Source organism: Nocardia sp. NPDC058480 (assembly GCF_042720495.1).
Taxonomy (GTDB): domain Bacteria; phylum Actinomycetota; class Actinomycetes; order Mycobacteriales; family Mycobacteriaceae; genus Nocardia.
Genome location: NZ_JBHXMN010000002.1, coordinates 630,463 through 655,660, shown reverse-complemented (window position 1 = coordinate 655,660; position 25,198 = coordinate 630,463). Strand labels below are relative to the sequence as shown.

At 67.8% G+C, this 25,198-nt stretch carries 26 protein-coding genes and 1 tRNA gene; 12 read left to right on the top strand and 15 right to left on the bottom strand.

Going from position 1 to position 25,198, the window contains the following annotated elements; translation table 11 throughout:
• The first annotated feature begins 5 nt into the window (after nucleotides 1-5).
• The gene (locus ACFWO8_RS08625) at nucleotides 6-1,079 is read left to right on the top strand and encodes a tartrate dehydrogenase (protein ID WP_378945966.1); all 1,074 of its coding nucleotides are present in this window, start codon (nucleotides 6-8) and stop codon (nucleotides 1,077-1,079) included.
• 398 nt (nucleotides 1,080-1,477) lie between these two features.
• Nucleotides 1,478-2,632, top strand: coding sequence for a molybdopterin-binding protein (locus ACFWO8_RS08620; RefSeq protein WP_378945963.1), 1,155 nt, complete (start codon nucleotides 1,478-1,480; stop codon nucleotides 2,630-2,632).
• Between the two features lie 80 nt (nucleotides 2,633-2,712).
• Here ACFWO8_RS08620 and ACFWO8_RS08615 read toward each other — a convergent pair whose 3' ends face one another.
• On the bottom strand, nucleotides 2,713-3,954 hold the full coding sequence (locus ACFWO8_RS08615) for an SPFH domain-containing protein (RefSeq protein ID WP_378945960.1): 1,242 nt from the start codon (nucleotides 3,952-3,954) through the stop codon (nucleotides 2,713-2,715).
• 2 nt (nucleotides 3,955-3,956) lie between these two features.
• Nucleotides 3,957-4,388, bottom strand: coding sequence for an NfeD family protein (locus tag ACFWO8_RS08610; protein WP_378945957.1), 432 nt, complete (start codon nucleotides 4,386-4,388; stop codon nucleotides 3,957-3,959).
• Between the two features lie 106 nt (nucleotides 4,389-4,494).
• Here ACFWO8_RS08610 and ACFWO8_RS08605 point away from each other — a divergent pair, with 106 nt between their 5' ends.
• Complete coding sequence (locus ACFWO8_RS08605) at nucleotides 4,495-5,319, top strand: DUF3097 domain-containing protein (protein WP_378945952.1); 825 nt, start codon at nucleotides 4,495-4,497, stop codon at nucleotides 5,317-5,319.
• A gap of 112 nt (nucleotides 5,320-5,431) precedes the next feature.
• Complete coding sequence (locus tag ACFWO8_RS08600; protein ID WP_378945949.1) at nucleotides 5,432-6,244, top strand: hypothetical protein; 813 nt, start codon at nucleotides 5,432-5,434, stop codon at nucleotides 6,242-6,244.
• Nucleotides 6,245-6,316: 72 nt separating this feature from the next.
• Here the strand turns inward: ACFWO8_RS08600 and ACFWO8_RS08595 are convergent, their stop codons facing one another.
• The 9 genes from ACFWO8_RS08595 to ACFWO8_RS08555 all read right to left on the bottom strand — a co-directional run bounded on the left by ACFWO8_RS08595 (nucleotide 6,317) and on the right by ACFWO8_RS08555 (nucleotide 14,588).
• On the bottom strand, nucleotides 6,317-6,763 hold the full coding sequence (locus ACFWO8_RS08595) for a hypothetical protein (RefSeq protein WP_378945946.1): 447 nt from the start codon (nucleotides 6,761-6,763) through the stop codon (nucleotides 6,317-6,319).
• A 103-nt stretch (nucleotides 6,764-6,866) separates the two neighbouring features.
• Nucleotides 6,867-7,262 (bottom strand): hypothetical protein, encoded by a 396-nt coding sequence (locus ACFWO8_RS08590; protein WP_378945941.1) that lies wholly within the window; start codon nucleotides 7,260-7,262, stop codon nucleotides 6,867-6,869.
• An 87-nt stretch (nucleotides 7,263-7,349) separates the two neighbouring features.
• Nucleotides 7,350-8,399, bottom strand: coding sequence for a ferrochelatase (locus tag ACFWO8_RS08585; RefSeq protein ID WP_378945938.1), 1,050 nt, complete (start codon nucleotides 8,397-8,399; stop codon nucleotides 7,350-7,352).
• Nucleotides 8,399-9,235, bottom strand: a complete 837-nt coding sequence (gene inhA, locus ACFWO8_RS08580; protein ID WP_378945935.1) for an NADH-dependent enoyl-ACP reductase InhA — start codon at nucleotides 9,233-9,235, stop codon at nucleotides 8,399-8,401. Before inhA ends, ACFWO8_RS08585 begins: the two co-directional genes overlap by 1 nt.
• Before the next feature lie 74 nt (nucleotides 9,236-9,309).
• Nucleotides 9,310-10,026 carry a 3-oxoacyl-ACP reductase FabG1 gene (gene fabG1, locus ACFWO8_RS08575; protein ID WP_378945932.1) on the bottom strand — a complete coding sequence of 239 codons (717 nt, stop codon included), beginning with the start codon at nucleotides 10,024-10,026 and terminating at the stop codon, nucleotides 9,310-9,312.
• A gap of 85 nt (nucleotides 10,027-10,111) precedes the next feature.
• On the bottom strand, nucleotides 10,112-11,116 hold the full coding sequence (locus ACFWO8_RS08570) for a VWA domain-containing protein (RefSeq protein ID WP_378945928.1): 1,005 nt from the start codon (nucleotides 11,114-11,116) through the stop codon (nucleotides 10,112-10,114).
• Entirely contained in the window at nucleotides 11,113-12,063 is a 951-nt protein-coding gene (locus tag ACFWO8_RS08565) for a DUF58 domain-containing protein (RefSeq protein ID WP_378945925.1), read from the bottom strand. Before ACFWO8_RS08565 ends, ACFWO8_RS08570 begins: the two co-directional genes overlap by 4 nt.
• Nucleotides 12,064-12,092: 29 nt before the next feature.
• Nucleotides 12,093-13,253, bottom strand: coding sequence for an AAA family ATPase (locus tag ACFWO8_RS08560; RefSeq protein ID WP_378945922.1), 1,161 nt, complete (start codon nucleotides 13,251-13,253; stop codon nucleotides 12,093-12,095).
• A 216-nt stretch (nucleotides 13,254-13,469) separates the two neighbouring features.
• Nucleotides 13,470-14,588: an FAD-dependent oxidoreductase gene (locus ACFWO8_RS08555; RefSeq protein WP_378945919.1), complete on the bottom strand. Its 1,119-nt coding sequence runs from the start codon at nucleotides 14,586-14,588 to the stop codon at nucleotides 13,470-13,472.
• Between the two features lie 91 nt (nucleotides 14,589-14,679).
• On the opposite strand from ACFWO8_RS08555, the gene ACFWO8_RS08550 reads away from it, so the two are divergent.
• Entirely contained in the window at nucleotides 14,680-15,282 is a 603-nt protein-coding gene (locus ACFWO8_RS08550) for a TetR/AcrR family transcriptional regulator (protein ID WP_378945916.1), read from the top strand.
• 8 nt (nucleotides 15,283-15,290) lie between these two features.
• On the opposite strand, the gene ACFWO8_RS08545 is transcribed toward ACFWO8_RS08550, so the two are convergent.
• Nucleotides 15,291-16,715 (bottom strand): NlpC/P60 family protein, encoded by a 1,425-nt coding sequence (locus ACFWO8_RS08545; RefSeq protein WP_378945903.1) that lies wholly within the window; start codon nucleotides 16,713-16,715, stop codon nucleotides 15,291-15,293.
• A 265-nt stretch (nucleotides 16,716-16,980) separates the two neighbouring features.
• Nucleotides 16,981-17,532, bottom strand: a complete 552-nt coding sequence (locus ACFWO8_RS08540) for a DUF6676 family protein (protein WP_378945900.1) — start codon at nucleotides 17,530-17,532, stop codon at nucleotides 16,981-16,983.
• Nucleotides 17,533-17,815: 283 nt separating this feature from the next.
• On the opposite strand from ACFWO8_RS08540, the gene acnA reads away from it, so the two are divergent.
• The 3 genes from acnA to ACFWO8_RS08525 all read left to right on the top strand — a co-directional run bounded on the left by acnA (nucleotide 17,816) and on the right by ACFWO8_RS08525 (nucleotide 21,419).
• A complete protein-coding gene (gene acnA / locus ACFWO8_RS08535) occupies nucleotides 17,816-20,629 on the top strand; it encodes an aconitate hydratase AcnA (RefSeq protein WP_378945897.1) in 2,814 nt (937 codons plus the stop codon).
• Nucleotides 20,630-20,759: 130 nt separating this feature from the next.
• The gene (locus ACFWO8_RS08530; protein WP_358072240.1) at nucleotides 20,760-21,329 is read left to right on the top strand and encodes a helix-turn-helix domain-containing protein; all 570 of its coding nucleotides are present in this window, start codon (nucleotides 20,760-20,762) and stop codon (nucleotides 21,327-21,329) included.
• Between the two features lie 17 nt (nucleotides 21,330-21,346).
• Nucleotides 21,347-21,419 (top strand) — tRNA-OTHER (locus ACFWO8_RS08525).
• 72 nt (nucleotides 21,420-21,491) lie between these two features.
• Here the strand turns inward: ACFWO8_RS08525 and ACFWO8_RS08520 are convergent.
• Nucleotides 21,492-21,992, bottom strand: coding sequence for a MarR family winged helix-turn-helix transcriptional regulator (locus ACFWO8_RS08520; protein WP_378945893.1), 501 nt, complete (start codon nucleotides 21,990-21,992; stop codon nucleotides 21,492-21,494).
• Between the two features lie 65 nt (nucleotides 21,993-22,057).
• Here ACFWO8_RS08520 and ACFWO8_RS08515 point away from each other — a divergent pair, with 65 nt between their 5' ends.
• The 4 genes from ACFWO8_RS08515 (at nucleotide 22,058) to ACFWO8_RS08500 (ending at nucleotide 24,740) form a co-directional block, all read left to right on the top strand.
• Nucleotides 22,058-22,552: a cupin domain-containing protein gene (locus tag ACFWO8_RS08515; RefSeq protein WP_378945890.1), complete on the top strand. Its 495-nt coding sequence runs from the start codon at nucleotides 22,058-22,060 to the stop codon at nucleotides 22,550-22,552.
• Between the two features lie 85 nt (nucleotides 22,553-22,637).
• A complete protein-coding gene (locus tag ACFWO8_RS08510) occupies nucleotides 22,638-23,057 on the top strand; it encodes an acyl-CoA thioesterase (RefSeq protein WP_378945887.1) in 420 nt (139 codons plus the stop codon).
• Nucleotides 23,058-23,345: 288 nt separating this feature from the next.
• On the top strand, nucleotides 23,346-23,765 hold the full coding sequence (locus tag ACFWO8_RS08505; protein WP_378945884.1) for a hypothetical protein: 420 nt from the start codon (nucleotides 23,346-23,348) through the stop codon (nucleotides 23,763-23,765).
• A 15-nt stretch (nucleotides 23,766-23,780) separates the two neighbouring features.
• Nucleotides 23,781-24,740, top strand: a complete 960-nt coding sequence (locus ACFWO8_RS08500; protein WP_378945879.1) for an MvdC/MvdD family ATP grasp protein — start codon at nucleotides 23,781-23,783, stop codon at nucleotides 24,738-24,740.
• A 24-nt stretch (nucleotides 24,741-24,764) separates the two neighbouring features.
• Here the strand turns inward: ACFWO8_RS08500 and ACFWO8_RS08495 are convergent, their stop codons facing one another.
• Nucleotides 24,765-25,037: a helix-turn-helix domain-containing protein gene (locus ACFWO8_RS08495; protein ID WP_378945874.1), complete on the bottom strand. Its 273-nt coding sequence runs from the start codon at nucleotides 25,035-25,037 to the stop codon at nucleotides 24,765-24,767.
• Nucleotides 25,038-25,198 lie beyond the last annotated feature (161 nt).

Sequence of the window (25,198 nt, the reverse complement as noted above, 5' to 3'; positions counted from 1 at the left end):
ACACTGTGCGCACATACCGGATCGCGACCATTCCAGGCGACGGAATCGGCGTCGATGTGACCATCGAGGCGGTGAAGGTGCTCGACCGGGTCCTGCCGGGAATCAGCTGGACCGAGTTCGACTTCTCGTGTGAGAACTATCTGCGGACCGGTGCGATGATGCCGGCCGACGGGCCCGAGCAGCTCGCGGAGTTCGACGCGATCCTGTTGGGCGCCGTCGGATTCCCCGGAGTGCCCGACCATATTTCGCTGTGGGGCTTGCTGATTCCGCTGCGGCGGGCCTTCGGCCAGTACGTCAACCTGCGGCCGGTGCGGCTGCTGCCCGGCACGGAATCGGCACTGCGCGACCGTACCGCCGACGACCTCGACATTCTGATCGTCCGCGAGAACTCCGAGGGCGAGTACTCCGAGATCGGCGGCATCCACAACCCGGGCAGGCCGGATGAATTCGTGCTGCAGGAATCGGTGTTCACCCGGACCGGCTGCGAACGGATCATCCGCTACGCCTTCGACCGCGCCGCCGAACGCTCGGGAAAGCTCTGCTCGGCGACGAAATCCAATGGCCTGATCCACTCGATGCCCTACTGGGACAGCGTTTTCGAACGCATCTCGGCCGAATATCCCACCGTGCGAACACGGCAGATGCACGTCGACGCGCTCGCCGCGGAAATCGTGCTGCACCCAGACCGCCTCGACGTGATCGTCGGCTCGAACCTGTTCGGCGACATCCTCTCCGATCTCGCCGCCGCCGTCACCGGCGGACTCGGGCTCGCACCCTCGGGCAATATCAACCCGGCGGCGGACGCACCGTCGATGTTCGAGGCCGTGCACGGCAGCGCACCCGACATCGCGGGTCAGGGAATCGCCAACCCGGTCGCCCAGATACTCGCCGGCGCGATGCTGCTCGAGCACCTCGGCGAACACACCGCGGCCGCCGCCGTCGACCGCGCGGTGTGCGATGTGCTCGCAGCGGGCACGGTCCGCACACCCGATCTGGGCGGTACGGCCACGACCGCCGACCTCGGCACTGCCATCGCCGACCGCGCCGCCGAACTCGCGAGCGCGCTGACCGAGGCCTGACACCGAGTTCGCCGATGGCTGACCGGCCGGGTGCGGCGCCGACCGATGTGGCGCGGCGTTGGCGGGCGCTCGCACCGAAGCGTGGCGCCGAACTCGCAGGCCCATCGCCGAGGCCGTGTCGACCGAAGTGTGACGCGGCCCGTCGCTGATGCGCGTGCCGAGGTGTGACGCGTTCCGTCGCTGATGCGCTCGGCGAAGTGTGCCTGCCGAATTTCGCACCATGCGGTGTGCCCGCTCGTGAGCACAACGTCATCGCGAGGCAACTGCCAAGAAAATCGCAGGCAATCGGTGGTGCGCACGATGAGTCGCAGTGTCGGTGACGGTTCCTCGGAAGGCGAGACGTGGTGACGAGCGCACGGGTGGGCGTAGTTCCGGCGAGGCAATGTGGGCTGGGTCGGGTGCGCGCGCAGATAGCCGCCGATCTCGAACCGATCGCGGTGCGGGAGCGGCCCGTGGCCGAGGCGGTCGGGGCGACCCTCGCCCTCGCCCTCGCCGCGGGCACTCCCCTGCCACGCGTGGACAGCGCCGCCATGGACGGCTACGCGGTCGCGGGCCCTGGGCCGTGGTGGCGGCTGCACCAACAGGTCAGCTACGCCGGACGCGGCTGCTCGGTGGTGCTGGCGCCCGGCGAGGCGGTGCGGATCGCGACCGGGGCCGCGACCCCGCTGGGCACCACCGCGACCCTGCGCGACGAACACATCGTGACCACGACCGTGTCCGGCAAGCCGGTCGTGATGCGGGCGCCCGGCGCCCCGGTGCGCGACGACACGCGCCGGCAAGGCGAGCACTGGAGCAGCGGAACAGAATTGGCTCGCGCCGGTGCCCGGGTCTCGGCGGCACTGGCTTCGGCGGCGCTCAGCGCCGAGGCCGAAACCGTCACCGTGCGTGGACCTTTGCGGGCCGACGTGGTGATGACCGGCGACGAGATCCGCGCCGTCGGCCCGCTCGGCCCCGGCGAAACCCGCGACTCCCTCGGCCCCGTACTGCCGGAGTTCCTGCGCTGCTGCGATATCGAGAGCACCGGCCTGTGGCACCTCGCCGACAGCCGTGACCTGCTGCGCTCCTGGCTCACCCTGAAATCCCACGCCGACCTGGTCGTGATGGTCGGCGCCACCGGCCGCGGCGCCGCCGACCACCTGCGCACCCTGCTCGCCGACCTCGGCGCCCGCATCATCGTCGAACGCGTAGCGATCCGCCCGGGCGGCTCCACCCTGGTCGCCCAGCTCCCCGACGGCCGGGTCCTGCTCGGCCTACCCGGCAACCCGTTCGCCGCCGTCGCAGCCCTGCTGGCCGTCGGTCCGGCCATCGTCGACGCGCTCACCCTGCGCACCCCTGGACCCACCATGTGGGGCCGCCTCTCCGACGCGGGCGTCATGGAAGGCGAAGCCACCCGCATAGTCGGCGTCCAGCAACACCCCGGCGGCGTCTGGCGCAGCACCGGCCCCGCCCACACCCCCCACCTGGCCGGCCTCATCGCCTGCCAAGCCCTTGCCATCCTCCCGCCCGGCACCGGCCGGGGCTCCCTCGTGGAACTCCTCCCCCTTCCCCACTGACTCAACGGCGTTGCCGCACAACAGCAGCGGCCCCGGTGCGGTACTCGCACCGGGGCCGTAATCTGCTCGATCCGACCGGATCAGCCGTGTTGCGGCGGCTGCCAGGGGCGACCGTACGGGTCCTCGGGGCGAGGGGCCAGCTGTTCCTGAGGGGCGATCGGGGGCGGGGTCGGCAGCTCCGGGTCGGCCTTGGCCACCGAGGTTTTCGGGCGCGGCACGGGTGTGTCGAAACCTTCGACGGGGGTGCGCGCGGTGGCTTCCGCCGCGCGGACGGCCTCGGCGATCTTCGGGTCGGAGGCGGTTTCGAACCAGTCGGCCACATCGGCGTCGTCTTCGATCTTCACCGGGGCTTCTTCGGCGGACGGCTCGTAGCGGAAGACGCCGTCCTCGCCCTTGGTGGCGAAGTTCTGGGCGAAACCTTCCAGGGCCTTGCCGAAATCGCTGGGGACCAGCCACACCTTGTTCGCGTCACCCTTGGCGACCATCGGCAGGGTCTGCATGTATTGGTAGGCAAGCAGTTCCGGGGTCGGCTTGCCGTTCTTGATGGCGGCGAACACCTTCTCGATCGCCTTCGCCTGACCTTGGGCCTGCAGGTAGGAGGCGGCACGTTCACCCTGCGCGCGCAGGATGCGGCTCTGGCGTTCACCTTCGGCCGACAGGATCGAGGACTGCTTGCCACCCTCGGCGGTCAGGATCGCCGCCTGCTTGGCGCCCTCGGCGGTCTTGATCTGCGCTTCACGGTTGCCTTCTGCGGTGAGAATCGTCGCGCGCTTCTCGCGATCGGCCTTCATCTGCTTCTCCATCGATTCCTGGATCGACGGCGGCGGATCGATGGATTTGAGCTCCACCCGGGCCACGCGCAGCCCCCAGCGGCCGGTGGCCTCGTCGAGCACACCGCGCAGCTGGTTGTTGATCTGATCGCGCGAGGTCAGCGTTTCTTCCAGGGTCATGCCACCGACCACATTGCGCAGGGTGGTGACGGTGAGCTGCTCGACCGCGGCGATGTAGTTGCTGATCTCGTAGACGGCGGCCTGCGGGCTGGTGACCTGGAAATACACCACCGAGTCGATCTGCAGGGTGAGGTTGTCCTGGGTGATCACCGGCTGCGGCGGGAACGACACGACCCGCTCCCGCAGATCCACCTTCGCGCGGATGCGATCAGCGAACGGGACGAGGAACGTCAGCTGACCGGAGACGGTGCGCGAATAACGCCCGAGCCGTTCGATCACCGCCGCCTCGGCCTGCGGGACGAGTGCGATCGATTTGAAAACCACCACCACGACCAACAGGACGAGGACGGCGGCCACGATCAAGGCAACCATTACTAGGGACCCTTCCAGACGACGGCGGTAGCGCCATCGATCTTCATCACATAGACAGTCACACCGGCTTCGTACACTTCGGTCGGGTCGAGCGGACGCGCCGTCCACACTTCCCCGCCGAGCTTGACCTGACCCGAATACTCGCCGACCTGCTCGAGCACGAGCGCCGACTTACCCGGCAGCGCATCGGCATTCGTCGGCGTGGGCGGCGGGGTACCGAACTTGCGCCGCAGCAACGGGCGCACCCCGAGAAAAAGCACACCGGCCATCGCGGCGAACACCAACGCGTCGCCCCACACCGGTAGGTCGGTAGCGGCGCTGACGCCCGCGGTGCCGAGTGCGGCCACGCCCAGCGTGAGCAGCATGAGATCCCCGGTGAGCATTTCCGCCGCCGCGAGAACGATGCCCGCGATCAGCCAGACTATTGCGGCCACACTGCCAGCCTAGCCCTGATGACCCGTTTACGGGCGGCCTCGCGTGATCAGTGGGTCCGGTGCGGCGGTGCGGCGAAGTGGGTTCCGTGCGCGGTAGTTTCGGGGCGTGAGTGCACGAGACAGCTACGGCGATATCTATTCCGGACATGATCGGACCAAGAAGAAGCCGGTGCCGACAGTGAGCGCCGAGCGCGACCTGGTGGTGGAGGACGCGGCGAGCGGATTCTGCGGTGCCGTAGTCGGTTTCGACCGCAGCTACGACGGCGAGTTCGTGAAACTCGAGGACGGGCGCGGCGCGGTGCGGTTGTTCGCGATGCGGGAAGCGGCCTTCCTGATCGACGGGAAACCGGTCACGCTGACCCGGCCGACCACCACCGCGCCGAAACAGCGGACACGGTCGGCGTCGGGCTCGACTCGCGTCGAGGGCCTGCGCGCACGGGTCGCCCGCACCAGCCGGATCTGGGTGGAGGGCGTGCACGACGCGGCGCTGGTCGAACGGGTGTGGGGCCACGATCTGCGGGTGGAGGGCGTGGTAGTCGAGCATCTGGAGGGCCTCGACAATCTCGGTGCCCGGCTCACCGAGTTCGAACCCGGTCCGGGCGCGCGCGTTGGGGTGCTCGTCGACCATCTGGTGACCGGCTCGAAGGAGACGCACCTGACCACCGGCCTCGGCCCGCATGTGCTCGTGACCGGCCATCCCTACATCGACGTGTGGCAGGCGGTTCGCCCCGCCGCGCTCGGCATCGACGCCTGGCCGACGGTGCCGCGCGGTGAGGACTGGAAGACCGGAATCTGCGCACGTCTGGGCTGGGGAACACCACAGCAGGGTTGGCGCCGTGTCTACGATGCGGTCGGCTCGTTCCGGGATCTGGAATCCCCGCTCATCGGCGCCGTCGAACGGCTCATCGACTTCGTCACCGAGCCGCAGTGATCGCACAGCAGGTCAGGGCGGTCCTCGCGCCGAAAACAACGGCCCGCGTTCACACCATCTGCGAGCTCAGTGCGCGCACGCGATCGTCGGCGAACCTTTATGCTCGATGATTATGTGCTCTCCCAGTGCCACGCTGACGCTGTGGGCCGGCTCCTGGCTGGCCGGTACCAGCGCGCCCGACGACGTGCTGGAGGCACTCCATGCCTGGGCGCCGCGGCACACCATCGCGGCGGGTGACCCGGTCACCGGCGGACGCACCGATCTGCCGTGGACCTCACGCGGCGAAGCGGGCACCGGCGCCATGCCACTGCTCAAAGTGATCCGCGAGGCGATGGCGCCGACCGGTGCGCACTTGCGCTTGGTCCTGCCCGCGCCGGGTGACGTCCGTGGGCTGCCGATCGGCACCGCTTTCGCGGCCGACGCGATCGACGCCGAGGAAGGTCTGCTGCTCGGTGTGCCCGGTGAGCCGGGCACCGGCCTGATCCCGCAGTGGGACGACGACGAGACCCTGCAGTGGACCGTCTACGGCGTCGACCTCCCCCGCATAGCGGGTCACGATATGTCGCTCGGTGAGGCCGAGTACACGATGCGCGAATCGGTCCGCGATGCCGCCGACGCGCTCATGCAGCTGCACACCACCTCGGTCGGCAACGGCGACGACGATCCGCGCGAGCAGATCGAGGCGCAGCTCGCGGCCTACTCGCGCCACGCCTACCCGGACTCGATCCCGTTGCGCGCCAAGCGAATTCTCGATACCGCCGACCACGTGGCCGCGATCCTCACTGTCGCCCAGCACGAACCGGCGTCGTCACCCACCTCGGTCACCGCGATCGGCGCGCACGAGTCCCTGTTGCGCCCGCTGTGGAACACGATCCGGGAAGCCCGCCTCGTCGCGGTCCACGCCGCCGCCCGCCGCGACAGCTAGACCGGCCGCCTCGGGTCGGCGCGCACTCGCCGAAGTCCAGCAGCGCACGCCGAATCCGAGGGATCCGATTCGTCAGCGGCGGTAGGGCTGCTGGTACTGCGGCTGCGGGTACGGGGCCTGCTGCGGGTACGGCATCGGCTGCTGCTGCGGGTACGGCTGGGGGTACTGCCCCTGCGGATACTGCGGCGGGTACTGGGCCTGCGGATAGCCGGGGCCGGACGGATGCTGCTGCGGGTACGGCTGCTGATACTGGGCGGGGTACGGCTGGGGCGCCATCTGCTGCGGGGGCATCTGGTTCGGCGGCATCTGATGTGGCGCAGCCTGATTCGACGAACCGCTGTTCGCGCGGATCACCACGATCACCACGATGAGCACGATCACGGCGATGATCAGGAGCCAGACCCAGCCCGGGACAGCGCCGCCACCGCCACCGCTGCTGCCACCCCCACGACGGGCCAGCACCGCCTCCGCATCGCCGGTGAGAAGACCACCTCCCCGGGATCGTACGGTCGCTGTCATCTCGGCATAGTTCATCGGGCCCTCCCCGTAGCGTCACCGGACCTTCGGGCGAAGGTCCGCGGCGATGCTAACGCAGAGCTGACTCGAAGTGGGAAGTGCCAGTTCAGAATCCGCCGAGGGCGGTCTTCAGGTCGGGGACATCGAGCGACTTCAACGTGGCGTCACGGACACGGGGGCAGGTGCGGATGGTGACGGTGTCGACGATGCGGCGGTTGTAGGAGATGGCGGCATTGGCGACGAGGTCGTTCACTGTCCACAATTTCATCGCGCCGGTGAACGCCACCCGCGCGACCTTCGGGCCCAGTGCCTTCCACGTGCCCTTCTGACCGTCGAGGATGCCGCACAGTTCCTGCACCGAGGCTTGCGAAATCGTGGGCTCGGTGGGCTGCGGGGGCTGGGTTTGGTAGCCGGAGTCGTTGCCACACCCGGTCAGGCCGAGCGCGGCGGCGGTCAGTACCAGGGCGAACCCGGCAGCGCGGTGCGGCGGTGTCGAGATCATCGACAAATCCTCCGATCAGTCGAGCGCAACTGTGGAAAGGCTACTCCTCGAACTGGGGACCACCGGTGAATGGTTATCCGGTTGTGTTCAGCGCCGGACCGGTCGCGCGGGCAGTTCGCAGCAACCGGGAGCGCACAGGGCACCATCGGCGGTGCAGCCGTAACCGGGGACTTCGCCGAGTTCACGCACGGGGCCGCCACGCACGCGTTCGGCGATCAGTTCGACGATCATCCGGGAGAACCGCGGGTCGGTGCCGGGCGTCCCCGCGCGAGCGAAGGCCATGCCGAGTTCGGCGGCGCGGGTCGACGCCTCGTTGTCGAGGTCCCAGATCACCTCGAGGTGATCGGAGACGAAACCGACCGGGCACACCACCACTGCGTCGATGCCCTTGCCGTGCAGCACATCCAGGTGGTCGACGATGTCGGGTTCGAGCCACGGCACCTGCGGTGGGCCCGAGCGCGACTGCCACACCACGTCGTATTCGGCGAATCCTGTTGCGGCAGCGCACAGTCGGGCCGCTTCGGCGACCTGCCTGCTGTAGAGGCGGCCACCGTCGGCGGGCGGTCCCGCGGCGATGTCGGCAGCGACCGGGATGGAATGCGCGGTGAACACCAGACGCGCACCGGCGCGGCGATCGGCCGGAATCTGTTGCACCGCAGCGGTGATCGCGTCGGCGAAGGACTCGATCAGCAGCGGGTGATCGAAGTACTGGCGCAGTTTCACCAGCTCGGGGGCATCCGCACCCACCGCCGTGCGGGCGCGGCCGATGTCCTCGTCGTACTGGCGGCAACCGGAATATCCACCCCAGGCGGAGGTCGGGAAGACTAGCGCCGAGCGCACACCGTCGGCGGTCATCCGCGCGACCGTGTCCTCGACCATGGGGTGCCAGTTGCGATTGCCGAAATAGACCGGCAGATCCATTCCGGCTGCTGCGAGGTCGGCCTCGAGCGCGGCGATGATCTGCTGATTCAACGCGTTGATCGGCGAGATCCCGCCGAAATGCAGGTAGTGCTGGGCGACCTCGGCGAGCCGTTCCGGGGGTACCCCGCGGCCCCGAGTGACGTTCTCCAGGAAGGGGATCACGTCCTCGGGACCTTCGGGGCCGCCGAAGGACAGCAGCAGCAGTGCGTCCGGCATCAGCTCAGGGACATGTTCTCCGGGAACCACATGTTGTGGCTGGCGCCGCCGTCGACGTAGATGATCGAGCCGGTGGTGGCGGGCAGCCAATCCGAGAGCAGTGCCACGATCGACTTGCCGACCGCGCGCGGGTCGTTGCCGTCCCAGCCGATCGGCGACGCACCGTCCCAGTACTGGTCGAGCTGGACGAGCTGCTTGGCATCGTCGGTGGCGGTACCGGCGATGGCCTTGGCGGCGAGGGTCTTGATCGGGCCCGCGGCGATCAGGTTGGAGCGCACCTTCTTGGCCGCACCCACCTCACGCGCCACGTAACGGTTCACCGACTCCAGCGCGGCCTTGGACACGCCCATCCAGTTGTAGTACGGCATGGCCACGCGCGGATCGAAGTCCATGCCGACCAGCGAACCGCCCTCGTTCATGACGGGGAGCACGGCGCGAGCGAGCGAGGCGTAGCTCCACGCGGAGATCTCGAACGACTTGGCGACATCGGGGCCGGGGCCCTCGAGGAACGGCAGCGCGCCGGGTCCCATGATCGAACGCGGCGCGAACGCGATGGAGTGCAGCGCGCCGTCGATGCCCTCGGGCGCGAGCTCACGCAGCTTCTCGGTGAGCGCGGCCAGGTCCTCTTCGTTGGTCACGTCGAGGCCGATGGCAGGCGGCACTTCCTGCGGCAGCCGCTTGGCGATGCGATCGATGAGCCGCAGGCGGTCGGGGATACCGGTGATGAGCACCCTCGCGCCCTGCTCCTGCGCGATCGCGGCCGCGTGGAACGCGATCGACGAGTCGGTGATGATGCCGGTGACCAGGATGGTCTTGCCTTCGAGCAGTCCGCCCATGAGTTTTCGGTTCTCCTGAGATAAGTGTGGTGTGCCGCCACCATGTCGGTGGCGCAGGGCAATCCGTTAGCGGATCAGTGACCCATACCCATGCCGCCGTCGACCGGGATGACCGCTCCGGAGACGTAGCGGGAGTCCTCAGAGGCAAGGAAGCTGACCACAGCGGCGATGTCTTCCGGCTGGCCGAGACGCTGCAGCGGAATGTACTTCTTCGCCATGGTCTTCAGATCCTCAGGCAGGTCCGCGGTCATGTCGGTCTCGATGAAGCCCGGGGCGACCACGTTGGCGGTGATCGAACGCGAGCCCAGCTCCCGAGTGAGCGACCGAGCCATGCCGATGACGCCGGCCTTGGACGCGGCGTAGTTGAGCTGACCGGCCTGACCAGCCATGCCGACCACGGAGCCGAGGAAGATCATCCGGCCCCAGCGACCCTTGAGCATGGCGCGGTTGGCGCGCTTGGCACAGCGGAACGCACCGGTGAGGTTGGCGTCGATGACCCGCTCGAACTGGTCCTCGGTCATGCGCATCAGCAGGGTGTCGTCGGTGATGCCCGCATTGGCGACCAGCACCTCGACCGCACCCTGGTGCTCCTCGACCTCGGTGAACGCACGATCGACCGAATCACTATCGGTGACATCGCATTTCACACCGAACAGACCCTCGGGCACCCCCGATCCACGATGGGTGACAGCGACCTTGTGGCCGTCGGCCTGCAGACGCTGCGCGACCGCGAGACCGATTCCGCGGTTACCGCCGGTGACCAGGACCGACCGGGATGTGACGTTCGACATAGGGTCCAACCTATCTGTTCGGATTCGTGCGCCCCGCGTCAGGGTCGCGCCGTTGCGACAGCTCACAACGCGGGGCGGTAGGGAGCTAGGGCAGGCGTTGACGATAGAGCAAACTGACCACGACTCCCGCCGCGATGGCCAGCATGCCGAGCAACAGCCAGGGCCTGCTCGCATCGCCACGCGTGGTCTCGTAGCCGATCTGTTCCTCGAGGGTGTCGTAGACCGCGGTGAGCTCGGCCAGCGACGAGGCGGTGTAGAAATCACCGCCGGACAGCTCGGCGATCTCGCGCAGCGAGTCGTTGTCCACGGGCACCTTCACCCGCTGCGAACCCTTGCCGTCGGAGTCCGGGATCTCGACCGTGCCCCATTCGGTGCCGAAGGAGATCGTCGAGACCGGGATGCCCTTGTTCTTGGCCAGGCGCGCGGCGGTGAAACCGTGCCGCGGGTTGTCGACGTCCTTGTCGTCGGGCACGGTCTGCTTGCCGTCCGACATCAGCACCACGCGCGCGGGCGGGGGCGTCTCCGCGCCACCCAGCACGGCGGCCAGGGTGTCGATCGACTGCAGGGCGGTGAGGATGCCCTCGCCGGTGGCGGTGCGCTCGGCCAGCTTGATGTTGTCGATCGAGTGCTTGACCGCTTCACGGTTGGTGGTCGGTGACACCATCACCGAGGCCGTGCCGGCGAACGTGACGAAACCGAGGTTGATGCCCGGGGTCAGGCCTTCGACGAATTCCTTACCGGCCTTCTGCGCGACCTGCAGCCGGTTCGGCTCCACATCGGTAGCCTCCATCGACAGCGAAACATCCATCACCAGAACAACAGTCGCGCGGTTGCGCGGCACCTTCTGCACGGCGGTCGGGCCCGCGGCGGCAATGGTCAGCAGGACCAGCCCGACCAGGATGAGCGCGATCGGCGCGTGCCGCATCGGACTCGGTCGCGCCGGGGCGACCCGCTCCAGGATGGCCATATTGCCGAACTGCAGCATCCGCTTGTGCCGGGCGCGCTGCACCAGCACATAACCGAGCACGAGCAGGGCGACGACCGCGAGGAAACCGAGCCAGACGACGGCCGTGAAATGCGAAATACTCACTGGCGAGGCACCCGCCCGCTCGGGGCGCCGAGGCTGTGGCGCCGGGTGGACACGAACCGGACCACGTCGGCGATCCAGTCCCGGTCGGTCTGCAAGGTGAGCACCGGCGCGCCACAGGTGCGCAGCGCCTGCGCCACCTGCTCACGCTGGGCTCCGGCCGCGGCCGCGAAATCGGCACGCAGCTGGGGGGTGACGCTGAACTCGCGGGTGCGGCCCGATTCGGGATCGTGCAGCACCACGTCGCCGCCGTCGGGCAGGGCGACGTCGAGCGGGTCGAGCACCTCCACCGCGAGCAGGTCGTGGCGGGCGGAGATCGCGCGCAGGGAACGCTGCCAGTCGACATCACCGAGGAAATCGCTGATCACCACGGCCAGACCGCGTTTGCGTTGCGGACGGCGCAGCGATTCGATCCCGGCTTTGAGGTCGCCGCGCACACCGTCGCGGGCGTGCGGGGTGGTCGCGATGCCGCGCAGCAGGGTCTGGGCGTGCATGCGCCCGCTGCGGGCGGGAATGCGCACCAGATCCTGACCGGTCGCGACGACGGCGCCGATCCGGTTGCCGCCGCCGGAGGTGAGGTGGGTGATGGCCGCGGCCGCCGCGATCGCGAGGTCGCGCTTGTGCACCCGGCCGGTGCCGAAGTCCAGGCTGGACGACAGGTCGACGACGAGCCAGGTCTCGAGCTCGCGGTCGGCGATCATCTGCCGCACGTGCGGATGGGTGGTGCGGGCGGTGACCGACCAATCCATCTGTCGCACATCGTCGCCCGGCTGGTACAGCCGCGCCTCCCCCGGTTCCGAACCCGGACCGGGGATCAGACCCTGGTGATCACCGTGCAGCACACCGTCGAGACGGCGCCGCACGGTCAACTCGAGAGTCTTGAGCGCGGCGGCCAGCTTCGGGTCGGTCAGTTCACCGGCACGGAACGACGGCGGAGCGTGAGACGACATGGGCACGCGGACAACGGGTTCCGGCGCACTCACTTGGATGCGACGTTGCCGGCGGGCTGGGACTGCTGCCCGTTCACCGGCTGGGGAACAGGCTGTTGCTGGGCGGGCGGCTGCGGTACCGGCTGCGGTGCGGCCTGACCGTTGACGGCCTGCGGGGCGACCTGTGGCAGACCGACGGTCTGCAGCACCCGCTTGATCACGTCCTCGGGCGAAACCTCGTCGGCCATCGCGTCATACGAGAGCACCAGACGGTGCCGCAGCACGTCCGGGATCACCTCGACGACGTCCTGCGGCACCACGTAGTCACGGCCACGGATCAGCGCGACCGAGCGCGCCGCGGCGATGATACCGAGGCTCGCACGCGGGGAAGCGCCGTAGGAGATCCAGCTCGCCACATCGTCCATGCCGAATTCGGCCGGGGTGCGGGTCGCGGTGATCACGCGGACCACGTAGTCGACGAGCGCGTGGTGCACGAAGACGTTGGCGGCCACCTTCTGCAGGCGGATGATGTCCTCGGGCTCGAGAATCTGATTCGGCTCGGGCGCGCTCACACCCATCCGGTAGATGATCTCGCGCTCTTCCTCGACCGAGGGGTAGTCGACGAGGACCTTGAACAGGAAGCGGTCGCGCTGCGCCTCGGGCAGCGGGTACACGCCTTCGCTCTCGATCGGGTTCTGGGTCGCCATGACCAGGAACGGATCGGGCATCGGGTAGGTCTTGCCGCCGATCGACAGCTTGCGCTCGGCCATGACCTCGAGCAGTGCCGACTGCACCTTGGCCGGAGCGCGGTTGATCTCGTCGGCGAGCACGAAGTTCGCGACGACCGGGCCGAGCTCGGTGTCGAATTCCTCGCGGCCCTGCCGGTAGATGCGGGTACCGATGAGGTCGGTCGGCACCAGGTCCGGGGTGAACTGCACCCGGGAGAACGAGCCACCGATGACCTTGGCGAAGGTTTCCACCGCAAGAGTCTTCGCGACGCCCGGCACACCTTCGAGCAACACGTGTCCGCGGGCCAGCACGGCGACGAGCAAACGCTCGACGAGCCGATCCTGACCGACGATAACCCGCTTGACCTCGTAGATCGCCTTCTCGAGAGTCTGGACGTCACGCTCCAGGGTGCTCGGCGTAGCCGTACCGGCGTCCTTCGCCAGCTTCGGCCCGCTCACACCTTCCGTCGAAGTCACCAACATCCCCGCTTTCGCTTTGGTCCTGTGCGTGCGGCACCAACTATTCCATTGAATCGCCCAGCGCGCCGCAACCGGCCGGGACTACACAGCATTTCGTCATATGGGCGGCGTGACGCGCCAGCACACCCACACCCCCTTGCGATCCCCCGAAAACACGGTCCGACCAGTGCGGCGAACGCATTGCAGTGGCCTCGACGACGCGCGGTTACCCACCCGCGGTCAGCGTGCGATCGATACGTCGAACATCCGCTCGGCGTTCTGCAGTGACTCGGTCACGATCGTCTGACCGTTGGCGATCACCTCCCGCTGGTAGGTCGTGAGGTCGGTGCCGGAGGTCAGCGCCTTGGTCAGCCGGGCCGCGTCCCACAGGGCGGTGTTGGCGCCCGCCCCCGCGGCCGGGGTCATCGGGTGCACCGCATCGCCGAGCAGCGTCACCCGAGACGACGACCACGATCGCACGGTCAGACAGGTCCGCAAGGTGATCGGGAAGGCCACCGCCGGGTCCCCCGCGTCGACCAGCGCGCGAATCGCCGGATGCCAGTCGGCCACCGACCGTGCGACCATCGCCCACAATCGCTCGGGACTCCTCGCGAACAGGTCATCGTCGCAGACACCGAGCTTGTCGTTCGTCCCGGTCAGTACCGCCATCAGATAGTCGCCGTACTCCGGCGGCGGCTCCCGGAACAGCACCGGCGCGACAGCGAGGCCGACTCCCGCGTCATTGCTGACGAAACAGAACCCGCGCAGGAACGCAGCGGGCGCCAGCTCGCGAACGGCCGAGGTCAACGGCACTTTCCCGTAGACGCAACGCACTCCGATGTCGACGATGTCATTGCCGGGCACCAGCTGAGCACGCACCTGCGAACCCCAGCCGTCCGCCCCGACCAGGACGTCGGCCGCCGCCGATGTCCCGTCCGCGAAAGTTATCTCGACGCCGTCGGATGTCTCGAGGAACGAGCTGAACTGCTTCCCGAATTCGAGCACGTCGTCCAGCCCGGTCATCAGGGCGCGCCGAAACGCGTATCGGTCGACCGAGGTCACCGCGCCGGGCACCGAGACCGGGAAGACCTGCTCGAACCGCGAGTTCAGTTGTGCGTCGAAGCCCGCGACCAGGTCACCCGGCCGCGTAGCGGTCGCGATCACCCGGTGCAGTACCGCGTCGGGCAGCGTCACCGCCAGCGCCCGCTCCCCCACCGAGCTGATGTGCAGCCGATATCCCTGCCGGCGAGACTCCGAGGCGCGATCGCGCTCGTACACCGTCACTCCGAGCCCGGCCGCGCGCAGCCCCTGCGCGAGCGCCAATCCACCGATCCCCGCACCCACGATCGCGACCTTCATTGCCGACCCTCCTTCATCCAATGGGTTGATTCATTCATCCATTTGGTTGATTAATTTACCATGCCGGGTGAGAGTCCGCTAGGCTGGCGTGGTGCGGAGATCACCGGACCCCGAGCAACGCCAGCGCGACCCCGAACGCAGTAAGCAGCAGTTGCTCGACGCGGCGATTGCCGAGTTCAGCGCGCACGGGTTCCGTGGCGCGCGAGTGAGCGCGATTGCCGCGCGGGCCGGTGTCAACAAGCAGTTGATCTCGTACTACTTCGGCGGCAAAGAGGGCCTCTACAGGGCGGTCGCCGACCGCTGGCGGGCCGGCGAGCCGGCGGTCACCGCACCCGAGAGGCCCCTCGCCGAGCTCGTCGGGGCGTACGCGGTCGCCGCGCTCGAGCAGCCCGAGTTGCTGCGACTACTGGTCCGCGAAGGCCTGGAGCACGATGCCGGCACTCCGGATCAGCAGGAACAATTCGCCCGATTCCACGTGATGCTCGACGACTTCCGTCGCCGCAAGGTCGACGGCGAACTCGCGGCCGACCTCGATCCGCGTTACGCCGCGCTCGCCCTGTTCGGGCTGGCCGCCGCGCCGGCGGTGTTCCCACAGATCGCCCGCGCGCTCGATCTGGATGTCGGCAATGCCGACTTCGCCACCGAGTACGCCCACCAGGCGACCACCCTCGTCGCGCATCTCGCACAGGGCTGAATACCGGCTCAGTCGGTGACGATGCGGACCGCGTACGGCATGATGCCGTCTTCGCGGACCGGTGAGATCCGAACGATGTCGCCGGACTGGGGCGCTTCGATCATCTTGCCGTTGCCCAGATACATCGCCACGTGCTCGCTGCCGCCGGGGCCCCAGAAGAGCATGTCCCCGCGTTCGCGATCCTCGACGTTCACCCGGGTGCCCGCGTTGTACTGGTAGCCGCTGTAGTGCGGCAGCGAGACGCCGATACCGGCGAAGGCGTAGAGCATCAGGCCCGAGCAGTCGAAACCGACCTTGTCGAAGTCGCCGTGTGCGTCGCCGGTGCCGCCGTCGCGGATGCCGAGGGTCGGCCCGTCCTCGTCGCCGCCGCCCCAGGCGTAGGTGACGCCGAGCTGCGACATCGCGCGGTCGACCACCGTCTCGATCGCGGCCGAACCGGTGACCTGCGGCTGGGAGGGGCGTGGCTTGGTTCTGCGCGGCGACGCCGGGGTCGACTCGAGGTCGGTGTGCGGGCGGCTGCCCTCGTTGAGCTCGGCGGCGCGGTCGCGGGCAGCTTTGTCGGCGGCGGCACGCGCGGCGGCGGCGTTGGCCGCGGCCAGCAGGGCCAGCACCTCGGCTTCCCGTTGGTCGTCCCAGTTCAGGAAGATCTCGCGCTGGCTCTGGAGCCCGGCTACGGTCGAGCGGGCGACGTCGAGGGCGGACTGCGCGGCACTGCGGTCGCGGCGCAGGCCGTCGCGGGCCACGGCCTGGGTGTCGAACTCGGATTTAGCGATGTTCACCGCGGTCTGGGCGGCATCGCGCTTCTGCTCCGCGCCCGCCGCGGCGGTGTCGGCGTCGACCTTGGCCTGGCGGGCCGCGGAATTCTGATTGGCCTGGGCCACCTGGGCGCGGCGCAGATCGTCGAGGACCTGTCGCTGATTCCTCGACACCATCCCGAGCACCTGCGCGCGGTCCATCGCGGCATCCGGGGTCGAGGAGGCGAGGTAGGTGACGACCGAACTGGTGGCGGGGCGCACGTAGGCCTGGGTGGCGACCTGATCGAAATCATGGCGTGCCGCACCGACTTTCACGCCCGCGTCGGCCAGTTGGGTCTGGCTGTCGGCGACGGCGGCCGCGGCCGCGTCGGCGGCGTCGCGCGCGGTCTGCAGGTCGACGAGCGCCCGGTTGACCGCTTCCCGTTTGCCCGCGAGCTCGTCGTCGAGTTCGCGCAACTGCTGGTCGGCCGCGGCGACACGATTGATCAGCACGCCGATCTCGCTCACCCGCGCGTCGACCTGGGCTCCCGCGCCGGCGATCTCGCCGTCGGACGGATTGGGTGGCGGGGGTGGTACCGCCGCGACCGGTCCCGCGCTGCCGAGAACAACCAGCACCGCCAGCAAACCGATCGCTATCCGTAATAGACCTGGTTCGTCCTGCCTGCCCGTACCGCGCACGGCACCTCCGAGTATCTCGACTCGACATACGCCACCGGCGCATCAGCCGAAACACCGACCACAAGAGTCGACCAATGCCCCCTGTACCACCGCATTCACGATCGCGATCACCGCCACCGTACGACACATAGTTCCCAAAGGAAACAACTGCCACAGTGGCGCGCGGCAACAATTCATCGATTGCTCAGAATTTGCCTGACGCAGGACAGTTTCCTACCCCGGAAAACGGACCGATGGTCTGGAAATGTGACTGGAGTGAAACCAGTCAGTTGGTGGAACTCGCATCGATGCGCGGCGATGTGACGACGGCCTGCACGTCCGCATCGGGACCGCGGCGGACCTTGACCAGGTACAGCCCGGCTATCACCAGCGCCATGAGAGTCAGCAGCACCGTGGTGATGACGCCCCAGGAGACACCCTCCGGCTGCTCGAGCCGGTCGACGAAGGCCTGCACGGCCTGTTCGGGATGGTTGCCCTTGTACTTGGCCGAGTCCTCGGCCCACTCGAGCCGAACCCGGCTGATGCTGTCGCTGTAGGTACCGACCCAGTCGTCGCTGAACACCGCGACGGTGCCGTGCGTACTCTCGCCGACCTCGGTTGCCAGATCACGTAGGCTCGAGTCGTGGCCGGGATTACCGGGAACGATAACGACGCTGAGCGGGATCCCCTCGGATCGCGCCTGCGCGACGATCGCCGCCAGTTTCTCCTGATCCTGACCCTTGGGGGCCGCGACGTGATTGTCGGCGAGGTCGGACGCGACGCTGCTCAGCACGGTGTTCGGCGGCAGTTCGGCCGCCATCGGCGCAAAAGTGGTCATGTTCCATCCGGTCTGTCGAGCCACGATCGCCGGTGTCGCGACGGGCGTCCAACACTGCCAAGGTGAGCGTCACTGCGTCTTCCCCGACTTCGCTCGTCAGGCACAGTACGCGACGTACCGCTCGACTACGCCTGCACGGCACCACCGATGGCCCCCGCGTATTTCATAGGACAAGCGTACTGTTAGGCTCGTACGGCGAGGAAACCGGCGCTTCACGGCGCCGGATACCCCCTCCGAAGACGCGAGCCGCCGGCACAGCCCCGCCGGCGGCACACCCTCACACATGAGTGGAGCTGACGTGACGAAGATTGATTCCTTCGGCGCCAAAGGCACGCTCGAGGTCGGAAGCAACTCCTACGAGATCTTCCGTCTCTCGGCTGTTCCCGGCACCGAGAAGCTGCCCTACGCCCTGAAGGTGCTGGCAGAGAACCTGCTGCGCACCGAGGACGGCGCCAACATCACCGCCGATCACATCCGCGAGATCGCGAACTGGGACCCCTCGGCACAGCCGAGCGTCGAGATCCAGTTCACCCCCGCGCGCGTGATCATGCAGGACTTCACCGGCGTGCCCTGCATCGTCGACCTCGCCACCATGCGTGAGGCCGTCACCGTTCTCGGTGGCGATCCGAGCAAGGTCAACCCGCTCTCCCCCGCCGACATGGTCATCGACCACTCGGTGATCCTGGACGTCTTCGGTCGCGCCGACGCGCTGGAGCGCAACGTCGAGCTCGAGTACGAGCGCAACGGCGAGCGTTACCAGTTCCTGCGCTGGGGCCAGGGCGCTTTCGACGACTTCAAGGTCGTCCCCCCGGGCATGGGCATCGTCCACCAGGTCAACATCGAGTACCTTGCGCCGACGGTCATGACCCGCAACGGTCAGGCCTACCCCGACACCTGTGTCGGCACCGACTCGCACACCACCATGGTCAACGGCCTCGGCGTGCTGGGCTGGGGCGTTGGTGGCATCGAGGCCGAGGCCGCGATGCTGGGCCAGCCGGTCTCCATGCTGATCCCGCGCGTCGTCGGCTTCAAGCTGACCGGTGAGATCAAGCCCGGCGTGACCGCCACCGACGTGGTGCTCACCGTCACCGACATGCTGCGCAAGCACGGCGTCGTCGGCAAGTTCGTCGAGTTCTACGGTGCAGGCGTTGCCGAGGTTCCCCTCGCCAACCGCGCCACCCTCGGCAACATGAGCCCCGAGTTCGGTTCCACCGCGGCGATCTTCCCGATCGACGGTGAGACCATCAACTACCTGCGCCTGACCGGCCGCAGCGACGAGCAGCTCGCGCTCGTCGAGGCGTACGCCAAGGAACAGGGCATGTGGCACGACGCCGACAACGAGCCCGCGTACTCGGAGTACCTGGAGCTGGACCTGGGCACCGTCGTGCCGTCCATCGCAGGCCCGAAGCGCCCCCAGGACCGGATCCTGCTCAGCGACTCCAAGAACGCGTTCCGCTCCGACATCGTCAACTACGTCGGCGAGGGTGAGCTCACCGCGCTGGACGAAGCGGGTAAGGAATCCTTCCCCGCGTCGGACCCGATCGCCGTGTCGGCCAACGCCGCCGACGACACCTACACCCCGGCCCATTCGGCCGCCAAGGGCGCCAACGGCCGTCCCTCCAAGCCGATCGAGGTCGTCGGCGAAGACGGCAACAAGTTCGTGCTCGATCACGGTGCCGTCGTGGTCGCGGGTATCACCTCCTGCACCAACACCTCCAACCCGTCGGTCATGCTGGGCGCAGCCCTGCTCGCCCGCAACGCGGTGGAAAAGGGTCTCGCGACCAAGCCGTGGGTGAAGACCAACATGGCGCCGGGTTCGCAGGTCGTCACCGACTACTACGAGAAGGCCGGTCTGTGGCCCTACCTCGAGAAGCTCGGCTTCTTCGTCGGTGGCTACGGCTGCACCACCTGCATCGGTAACACCGGTCCGCTGCCCGAGGCGATCTCGGCCGCGATCAACGACAACGACCTCTCGGTCACCGCGGTGCTCTCGGGTAACCGCAACTTCGAGGGTCGCATCTCCCCCGACGTGAAGATGAACTACCTGGCCTCCCCGCCGCTGGTCATCGCCTACGCGCTCGCGGGCACGATGGACTTCGACTTCGAGGTCGACGCCCTCGGCCAGGACACCGATGGCAACGATGTCTTCCTGAAGGACATCTGGCCCTCGGCCCAGGAGATCGACGACACCATCAAGGCGTCGATCAGCCAGGACATGTTCCGCAACTCCTACGCCACCGTCTTCGACGGTGACAAGCGCTGGCAGGGTCTGGCCACCCCGGAGGGTGACACCTTCGCGTGGGACGAGATGTCGACCTACGTGCGCAAGGCGCCGTACTTCGACGGCATGTCGATGGATCCCTCCCCCGTCACCGACATCTCCGGCGCTCGCGTGCTGGCACTGCTCGGCGACTCGGTCACCACCGACCACATCTCCCCGGCAGGCCCGATCAAGCCCGGCACCCCCGCCGCGCAGTACCTCGACGCCAACGGTGTGGCCCGCAAGGACTACAACTCGCTGGGCTCGCGTCGCGGTAACCACGAGGTCATGATCCGTGGCACCTTCGCCAACATCCGGCTGCGCAACCAGCTCCTGGACGACGTCTCGGGTGGCTACACCCGCGACTTCACCCAGGACGGTGGCCCGCAGGCGTTCATCTACGACGCCTCGCAGAACTACCAGGCCGCTGGCATCCCGCTGGTCGTGCTCGGTGGCAAGGAATACGGTTCGGGCTCCTCGCGCGACTGGGCTGCCAAGGGCACCAGCCTGCTGGGCGTGAAGGCCGTCATCACCGAGTCGTTCGAGCGCATCCACCGCTCCAACCTCATCGGCATGGGCGTTGTGCCGCTGCAGTTCCCGGCCGGGCAGTCCGCCGCGTCGCTGGGCCTGACCGGCACCGAGACCTTCGACATCGCGGGGATCACCGCCCTCAACGAGGGTGTCACCCCCGAGACCGTCAAGGTCACCGCCACCGCGGAAGACGGCAAGGTCACCGAGTTCGACGCGGTCGTCCGCATCGACACCCCCGGTGAGGCCGACTACTACCGCAACGGCGGCATCCTGCAGTACGTGCTGCGCAACATGATCCGCGGCTAGTTGTTCGACCCGATGGCGCGACATCGTAAGGTGTTGCGCCATAAGGGCATTCGTTGCCCATGAATAATGCGACAGCCCCCGTCTCGGTTCGCCGGGGCGGGGGTCCGTGTATCCGCTAGTTGGAGGAATCATGCCCAAGGTCAGCGACGACCACCTCGCCGCCCGCCGCAGCCAGATCCTCGACGGTGCACGACGCTGCTTCGCCGAATACGGCTATGACGGCGCCACCGTGCGCCGTCTGGAAGAGGCCATCGGCCTGTCTCGCGGCGCGATCTTCCACCATTTCCGCGACAAGGACGCCCTCTTCTTCGCCCTGGCCAAAGACGACGCCGAACGCATGGCCGAAGTCGCCGCCAACCAGGGCATCGTCCAGGTGATGCGCGATATGCTCGCCCGCCCGGAGGAATTCAACTGGCTCGGCACCCGCCTCGAGATCGCCCGACGAGTCCGCACCGACCCCGAATTCCGCGCGGGCTGGACCCAGCGCTCGGCCGAACTCACCGCCGCGACCCTGGCCCGCCTGGAACGCCGCAAAGCAGCAGGAGCCCTGCGCGATGATGTCCCCACCGACGTCTTGCTCGGCTACCTCGACCTGGTCCTCGATGGTCTGATAGCCCGGATCGCCTCGGGCCATACCAACGAAAACCTTTCCGCCGTACTGGATCTCGTCGAGGCCTCGGTGCGGCGCAAGGAATCCTGAGTTACGCTCGACACGGCCATGGAGTAGTTCAGTAGGTAGAACGCCGACTCCACAGGACGGATGTCGCGGGTTCGATTCCCGCCTCCATGGCCGCCGAACTTTCGCCGATTGCGCGCGGTGGGATCCTCATCGGAGGTCATTTCCCCGGCAGGGATCGGCTGGTCACCTCGCCCAACCACTGAGCAAGGCGCGCGAGATCCGGTCCAGGGCCGCACGATCCGCGGGCTCGAGCACCGACAGCATCGCGGTCTCGTTCTCGGTGTGCGCCACGACCACCGTGTCGACGAGTGCCCTGCCATCCTCGGTGAGCGCCACCCGCACAGCGCGTCGATCCTCACGATCGGCGATGCGCCGAACCAGGCCCGCCGCCTCGAGTCGGTCGATGCGGCCGGTCATCCCCGCTCGCGACAGCATCAAGGTATCGGCGAGCACTGACGGGTTGAGTTCGAAGGGTGTACCCGAACGGCGCAGTGCCGCAAGCACATCGAACTCACCCCGCTGCAAACCGTGTGCGGTGAACACACTGTCGATCCGCGCCGTGGCGATGTTCATCAGCCTGCCGAGCCTGCCGAAGACCGCCATCGCCTCCAGCTCCAGATCGGGCCGTTCCCGCTGCCACTGCGCCGTGATCGCATCGACGACATCCGGTTCGCGTTCATCCATGGACACGATTCTATTCGCTGAGATATAGTTCGGTAGCGAATTATCAACCGGCGAATGGAAAAGACATGACGAACGCCCGCGACATCGCCCTCTGCCTGCCCGAGGACGCCGAGACCCTCGGCACCGAGAACGTGCGGATGCGCCTGCTCACCGACGCGCATGCCAGCGACGGCGCGGTCAGCACGCTCGAGGTCACCATGGCGCGCGGCGCCGACGGCGCCGCGCCGCATTTCCACACCCGCTCCGACGAGCTGTTCTACGTCGCCGACGGCGAACTCCAGGTCATGGCGGGCGACCGCATCCTCACCATCGGCGCGGGCGGCTCACTGGTCGTACCGCGGCAGATGCCGCATGCCTTCGGCGCCACCCCCGACAGCGGCGCGCGCATCCTCATCGCACTGATGCCCGGCGTGCAGCGCTTCGAGTACTTCCGCCTGCTCGACCGGCTGATCCACGGCGAGGCGACCCATGACGAATTCATCGCCGCCCAAGAGGAATTCGACAATCACTTCGTCGACGCTCCCGCCTGGTGGGCCGAGCGCAACGCCCATCGCGGCTGACCCGTCATGCACTCACCCCGACACTGTGGCCGAGATTGCACACCGATCGGGAACAACGCCACCGGAGCAGCCGGTTGTACACCGTATGACGTTCTCCGTACCGGTCCTCGTCCGCGGCTATGAGCTCGACACCCAGGGCCATCTCAATCACGCCGTTTACCACCAGTACGGCGAACATGCCCGGTGGGAGCTGCTGCGCGCAGCCGGAATCCCGCAGGACAAGTTCATCGCCAGCGGTGTCGGTGCGGTGGTACTCGAGTCGACCATCAAATACAAGCGTGAGCTGCGCGGTGGCGACGAGGTCACCGTGACCTGCGCCTTCGATTGGCGCGAAGGCGAGAAGGTCTTCCGGTTCCACCACCAGATCATCAAGCTCGACGGTACCGTCGCCGCGGAGATCACCGTCGTGGCCGGCGCGATGGATCTCACGGCCCGCCGACTCGTTCCCAACCCGGCCGAACACTTCCGCGAGCTCGCCGAGAATCCCGAACTGCTCGGCCTCTAGACACCACACCCCGCGCGGCAGGCAACCTCCGGCACAGACCCGGGGATGCCTGCCGCGCCGTTGTCATCTACGTTTGCTGCCGGATTGCCCATGAGAACACAGTTCCCGCATCCGAGTTGTCCGAAATTCTTTCCCCGCAAGGCGATCACGCGCCGCTCGGCGGTTTGCCCGGCGCTCCGCAAATCTTGCGAACCCGGGCGGCGGACCACGCGTTCACGCTATGATCCGAAGCACCTTTTGGGGTTCTGGCAAATCGCGAGCAGACGAGAAAGATCGGAGTGAGTGCCCATGACCGACGCCATCCACCTCCCCGCTACCGCGTCGTCCCGAGATCGGGGCCCCGCCTTGCGCGGATTGCTGGTGGCCGAGTCCGATCGCGACATCTCGGTGCGCGTCGACGGTGGTACCTGGACTTTCGACCGCAACGACGTCCTGCGACTCACCGAAGACCGCGCGGGCGTGGGTGAACGTCAGGTCCGGGTCGACATCCGCCCCGGCGCCACCGCCGATTTCACTCGGCGCATGCGCGTCGAGCTCGTCGACCGGCCGATCACCCTCGCGCCGGAACCGTCGGAGGCGCTGGGCGACGAGCAGCTGGCCCGCGCCACCCGCGGCTGGGCGACGAAACTGCGCATCGCCGAACGAGGTGGTGTCACCGGGGCGACGTTCACCTTCCGCGACGGCATCAACTGCGACAGCCTCGACTGAAACGGCACAGAAGTCATGGAAGGCGCTACCGATGCCGTGCTCATCGTCTCCGAAACCGACGACCTGCACGCCGATGCGCTGGCGTCCACCCTGCGAGAACACCACGGGCTGGACCCGATTCGGCTCGATTTGCGCGACTTCCCCTCCGAGACCGGCAGTTTCAGACTGGACAAAGCCGGCACCAACCGCGCGCTCTCGCACGTCCACGGGCTCGACGACGTGCGCGCGGTGTGGTGGCGCAGGCCGCACCCATGCCAGGTTCCCACCGGCATGCGCGTGGCCGACGACGAGTTCCGCCAAGCCGAGTGCGACGGGTTCCTCCAGGGCATGCTCTGGTCTATCCCGGCGTACTGGGTCAACGATCCGGCCGCCGAACGCACCGCGACGCGCAAGATCGTGCAGCTCGAAACCGCGCAGCGGGCGGGCTTCACGATCCCGGAAACACTGATCACCAACGATCCGGACGAGGCGCGCAGTTTCGTCGAATCCCGGTGTGGCCCAGTGGTGTACAAACGGACCGGCACCGGGCGTGGGGAATTCTCCGAGACCAGGATCATCACCAGGCCCGAGCTGAGCAGGCTCGAGTCGATCCGCTCGACGCCCACCACATTCCAGGACTATGTGGAGGCCAGCTGCGATCTGCGGGTGGTGTGGGTCGACGGTGTCGAGTGGAGTGTGCGCATCGACTCCCAAGCGGGGGTCGGTCGCATCGATTCCCGGCTCGACACCTCGGTCGCGTTCGCGCCGGATCGGCTGCCCGCCTCGGTGAGCAAGTCTCTCGCGACCCTGATGGGCGCGCTCGGGCTCAGTTTCGGCGTGGTCGACCTACGCCTCGGCAGCGACGGCGAGTACTACTTCCTCGAGGTGAACCCGCAGGGGCAGTTCGCGTACCTCGAGATCAAGACGGGGCTGCCACTGTTCGCCAGCCTGGCGAATCTGCTGGTCCGCGGCGACGGAGCCGTCGCGGGCTGGTAGCGCCTGGCCTCGACGCCGCGCCGCTCAGTCGGCCGGATTCTTGCGCCGATTGGCGCCGCCGCGCCCACGCAGTTCGACATGTGACTCGACCAGCACATTGTGGATGAAGCCGTACGAGCGGCCGGTGGACCTGGCCAGGGTGCGAATAGACGCGCCCGCCTCGTACTGCTTCTTCAACTGGGACTGCAACCGGTCGCGGGACTTGCCCGTGACCCGGGTGCCCTTGCCCAGCGCGGCCTTGCCGATCGTCGATTTACCCTTGGCCGACCTAGCGGCCTGTCTGACACTGTCGCTCATGGCTTCCTCCGAGTCGCCGAGCACTCCTTCCAGGCTAGACACTCCGCACTCGGTGATCAACGAAAACAGTGATCAAACTCACGCGGCCCCGGCGAGTTCCTCCCCGACACCGCGTTTCACGCACGACACACCGGCCCTATGCAGGATCTGACCTTCGCCTG

Excerpts from the sequence above, each read along its gene's own strand:
- ACFWO8_RS08595 (WP_378945946.1), bottom strand. The coding sequence starts at position 6,763 with ATGACAGCGACCGTACGATCCCGGGGAGGTGGTCTTCTCACCGGCGAT.
- inhA (WP_378945935.1), bottom strand. The coding sequence starts at position 9,235 with ATGGGCGGACTGCTCGAAGGCAAGACCATCCTGGTCACCGGCATCATC.
- ACFWO8_RS08495 (WP_378945874.1), bottom strand. The coding sequence starts at position 25,037 with ATGAGCGACAGTGTCAGACAGGCCGCTAGGTCGGCCAAGGGTAAATCG.
- ACFWO8_RS08585 (WP_378945938.1), bottom strand. The coding sequence starts at position 8,399 with ATGCCGGACGCACTGCTGCTGCTGTCCTTCGGCGGCCCCGAAGGTCCC.
- ACFWO8_RS08565 (WP_378945925.1), bottom strand. The coding sequence starts at position 12,063 with ATGTCGTCTCACGCTCCGCCGTCGTTCCGTGCCGGTGAACTGACCGAC.
- ACFWO8_RS08515 (WP_378945890.1), top strand. The coding sequence starts at position 22,058 with ATGACGAACGCCCGCGACATCGCCCTCTGCCTGCCCGAGGACGCCGAG.
- ACFWO8_RS08560 (WP_378945922.1), bottom strand. The coding sequence starts at position 13,253 with ATGTTGGTGACTTCGACGGAAGGTGTGAGCGGGCCGAAGCTGGCGAAG.
- ACFWO8_RS08505 (WP_378945884.1), top strand. The coding sequence starts at position 23,346 with ATGACCGACGCCATCCACCTCCCCGCTACCGCGTCGTCCCGAGATCGG.
- ACFWO8_RS08520 (WP_378945893.1), bottom strand. The coding sequence starts at position 21,992 with ATGGATGAACGCGAACCGGATGTCGTCGATGCGATCACGGCGCAGTGG.
- acnA (WP_378945897.1), top strand. The coding sequence starts at position 17,816 with ATGAGTGGAGCTGACGTGACGAAGATTGATTCCTTCGGCGCCAAAGGC.
- ACFWO8_RS08590 (WP_378945941.1), bottom strand. The coding sequence starts at position 7,262 with ATGATCTCGACACCGCCGCACCGCGCTGCCGGGTTCGCCCTGGTACTG.
- fabG1 (WP_378945932.1), bottom strand. The coding sequence starts at position 10,026 with ATGTCGAACGTCACATCCCGGTCGGTCCTGGTCACCGGCGGTAACCGC.
- ACFWO8_RS08510 (WP_378945887.1), top strand. The coding sequence starts at position 22,638 with ATGACGTTCTCCGTACCGGTCCTCGTCCGCGGCTATGAGCTCGACACC.
- ACFWO8_RS08500 (WP_378945879.1), top strand. The coding sequence starts at position 23,781 with ATGGAAGGCGCTACCGATGCCGTGCTCATCGTCTCCGAAACCGACGAC.
- ACFWO8_RS08555 (WP_378945919.1), bottom strand. The coding sequence starts at position 14,588 with ATGAAGGTCGCGATCGTGGGTGCGGGGATCGGTGGATTGGCGCTCGCG.
- ACFWO8_RS08540 (WP_378945900.1), bottom strand. The coding sequence starts at position 17,532 with ATGACCACTTTTGCGCCGATGGCGGCCGAACTGCCGCCGAACACCGTG.
- ACFWO8_RS08600 (WP_378945949.1), top strand. The coding sequence starts at position 5,432 with ATGTGCTCTCCCAGTGCCACGCTGACGCTGTGGGCCGGCTCCTGGCTG.
- ACFWO8_RS08530 (WP_358072240.1), top strand. The coding sequence starts at position 20,760 with ATGCCCAAGGTCAGCGACGACCACCTCGCCGCCCGCCGCAGCCAGATC.
- ACFWO8_RS08615 (WP_378945960.1), bottom strand. The coding sequence starts at position 3,954 with ATGGTTGCCTTGATCGTGGCCGCCGTCCTCGTCCTGTTGGTCGTGGTG.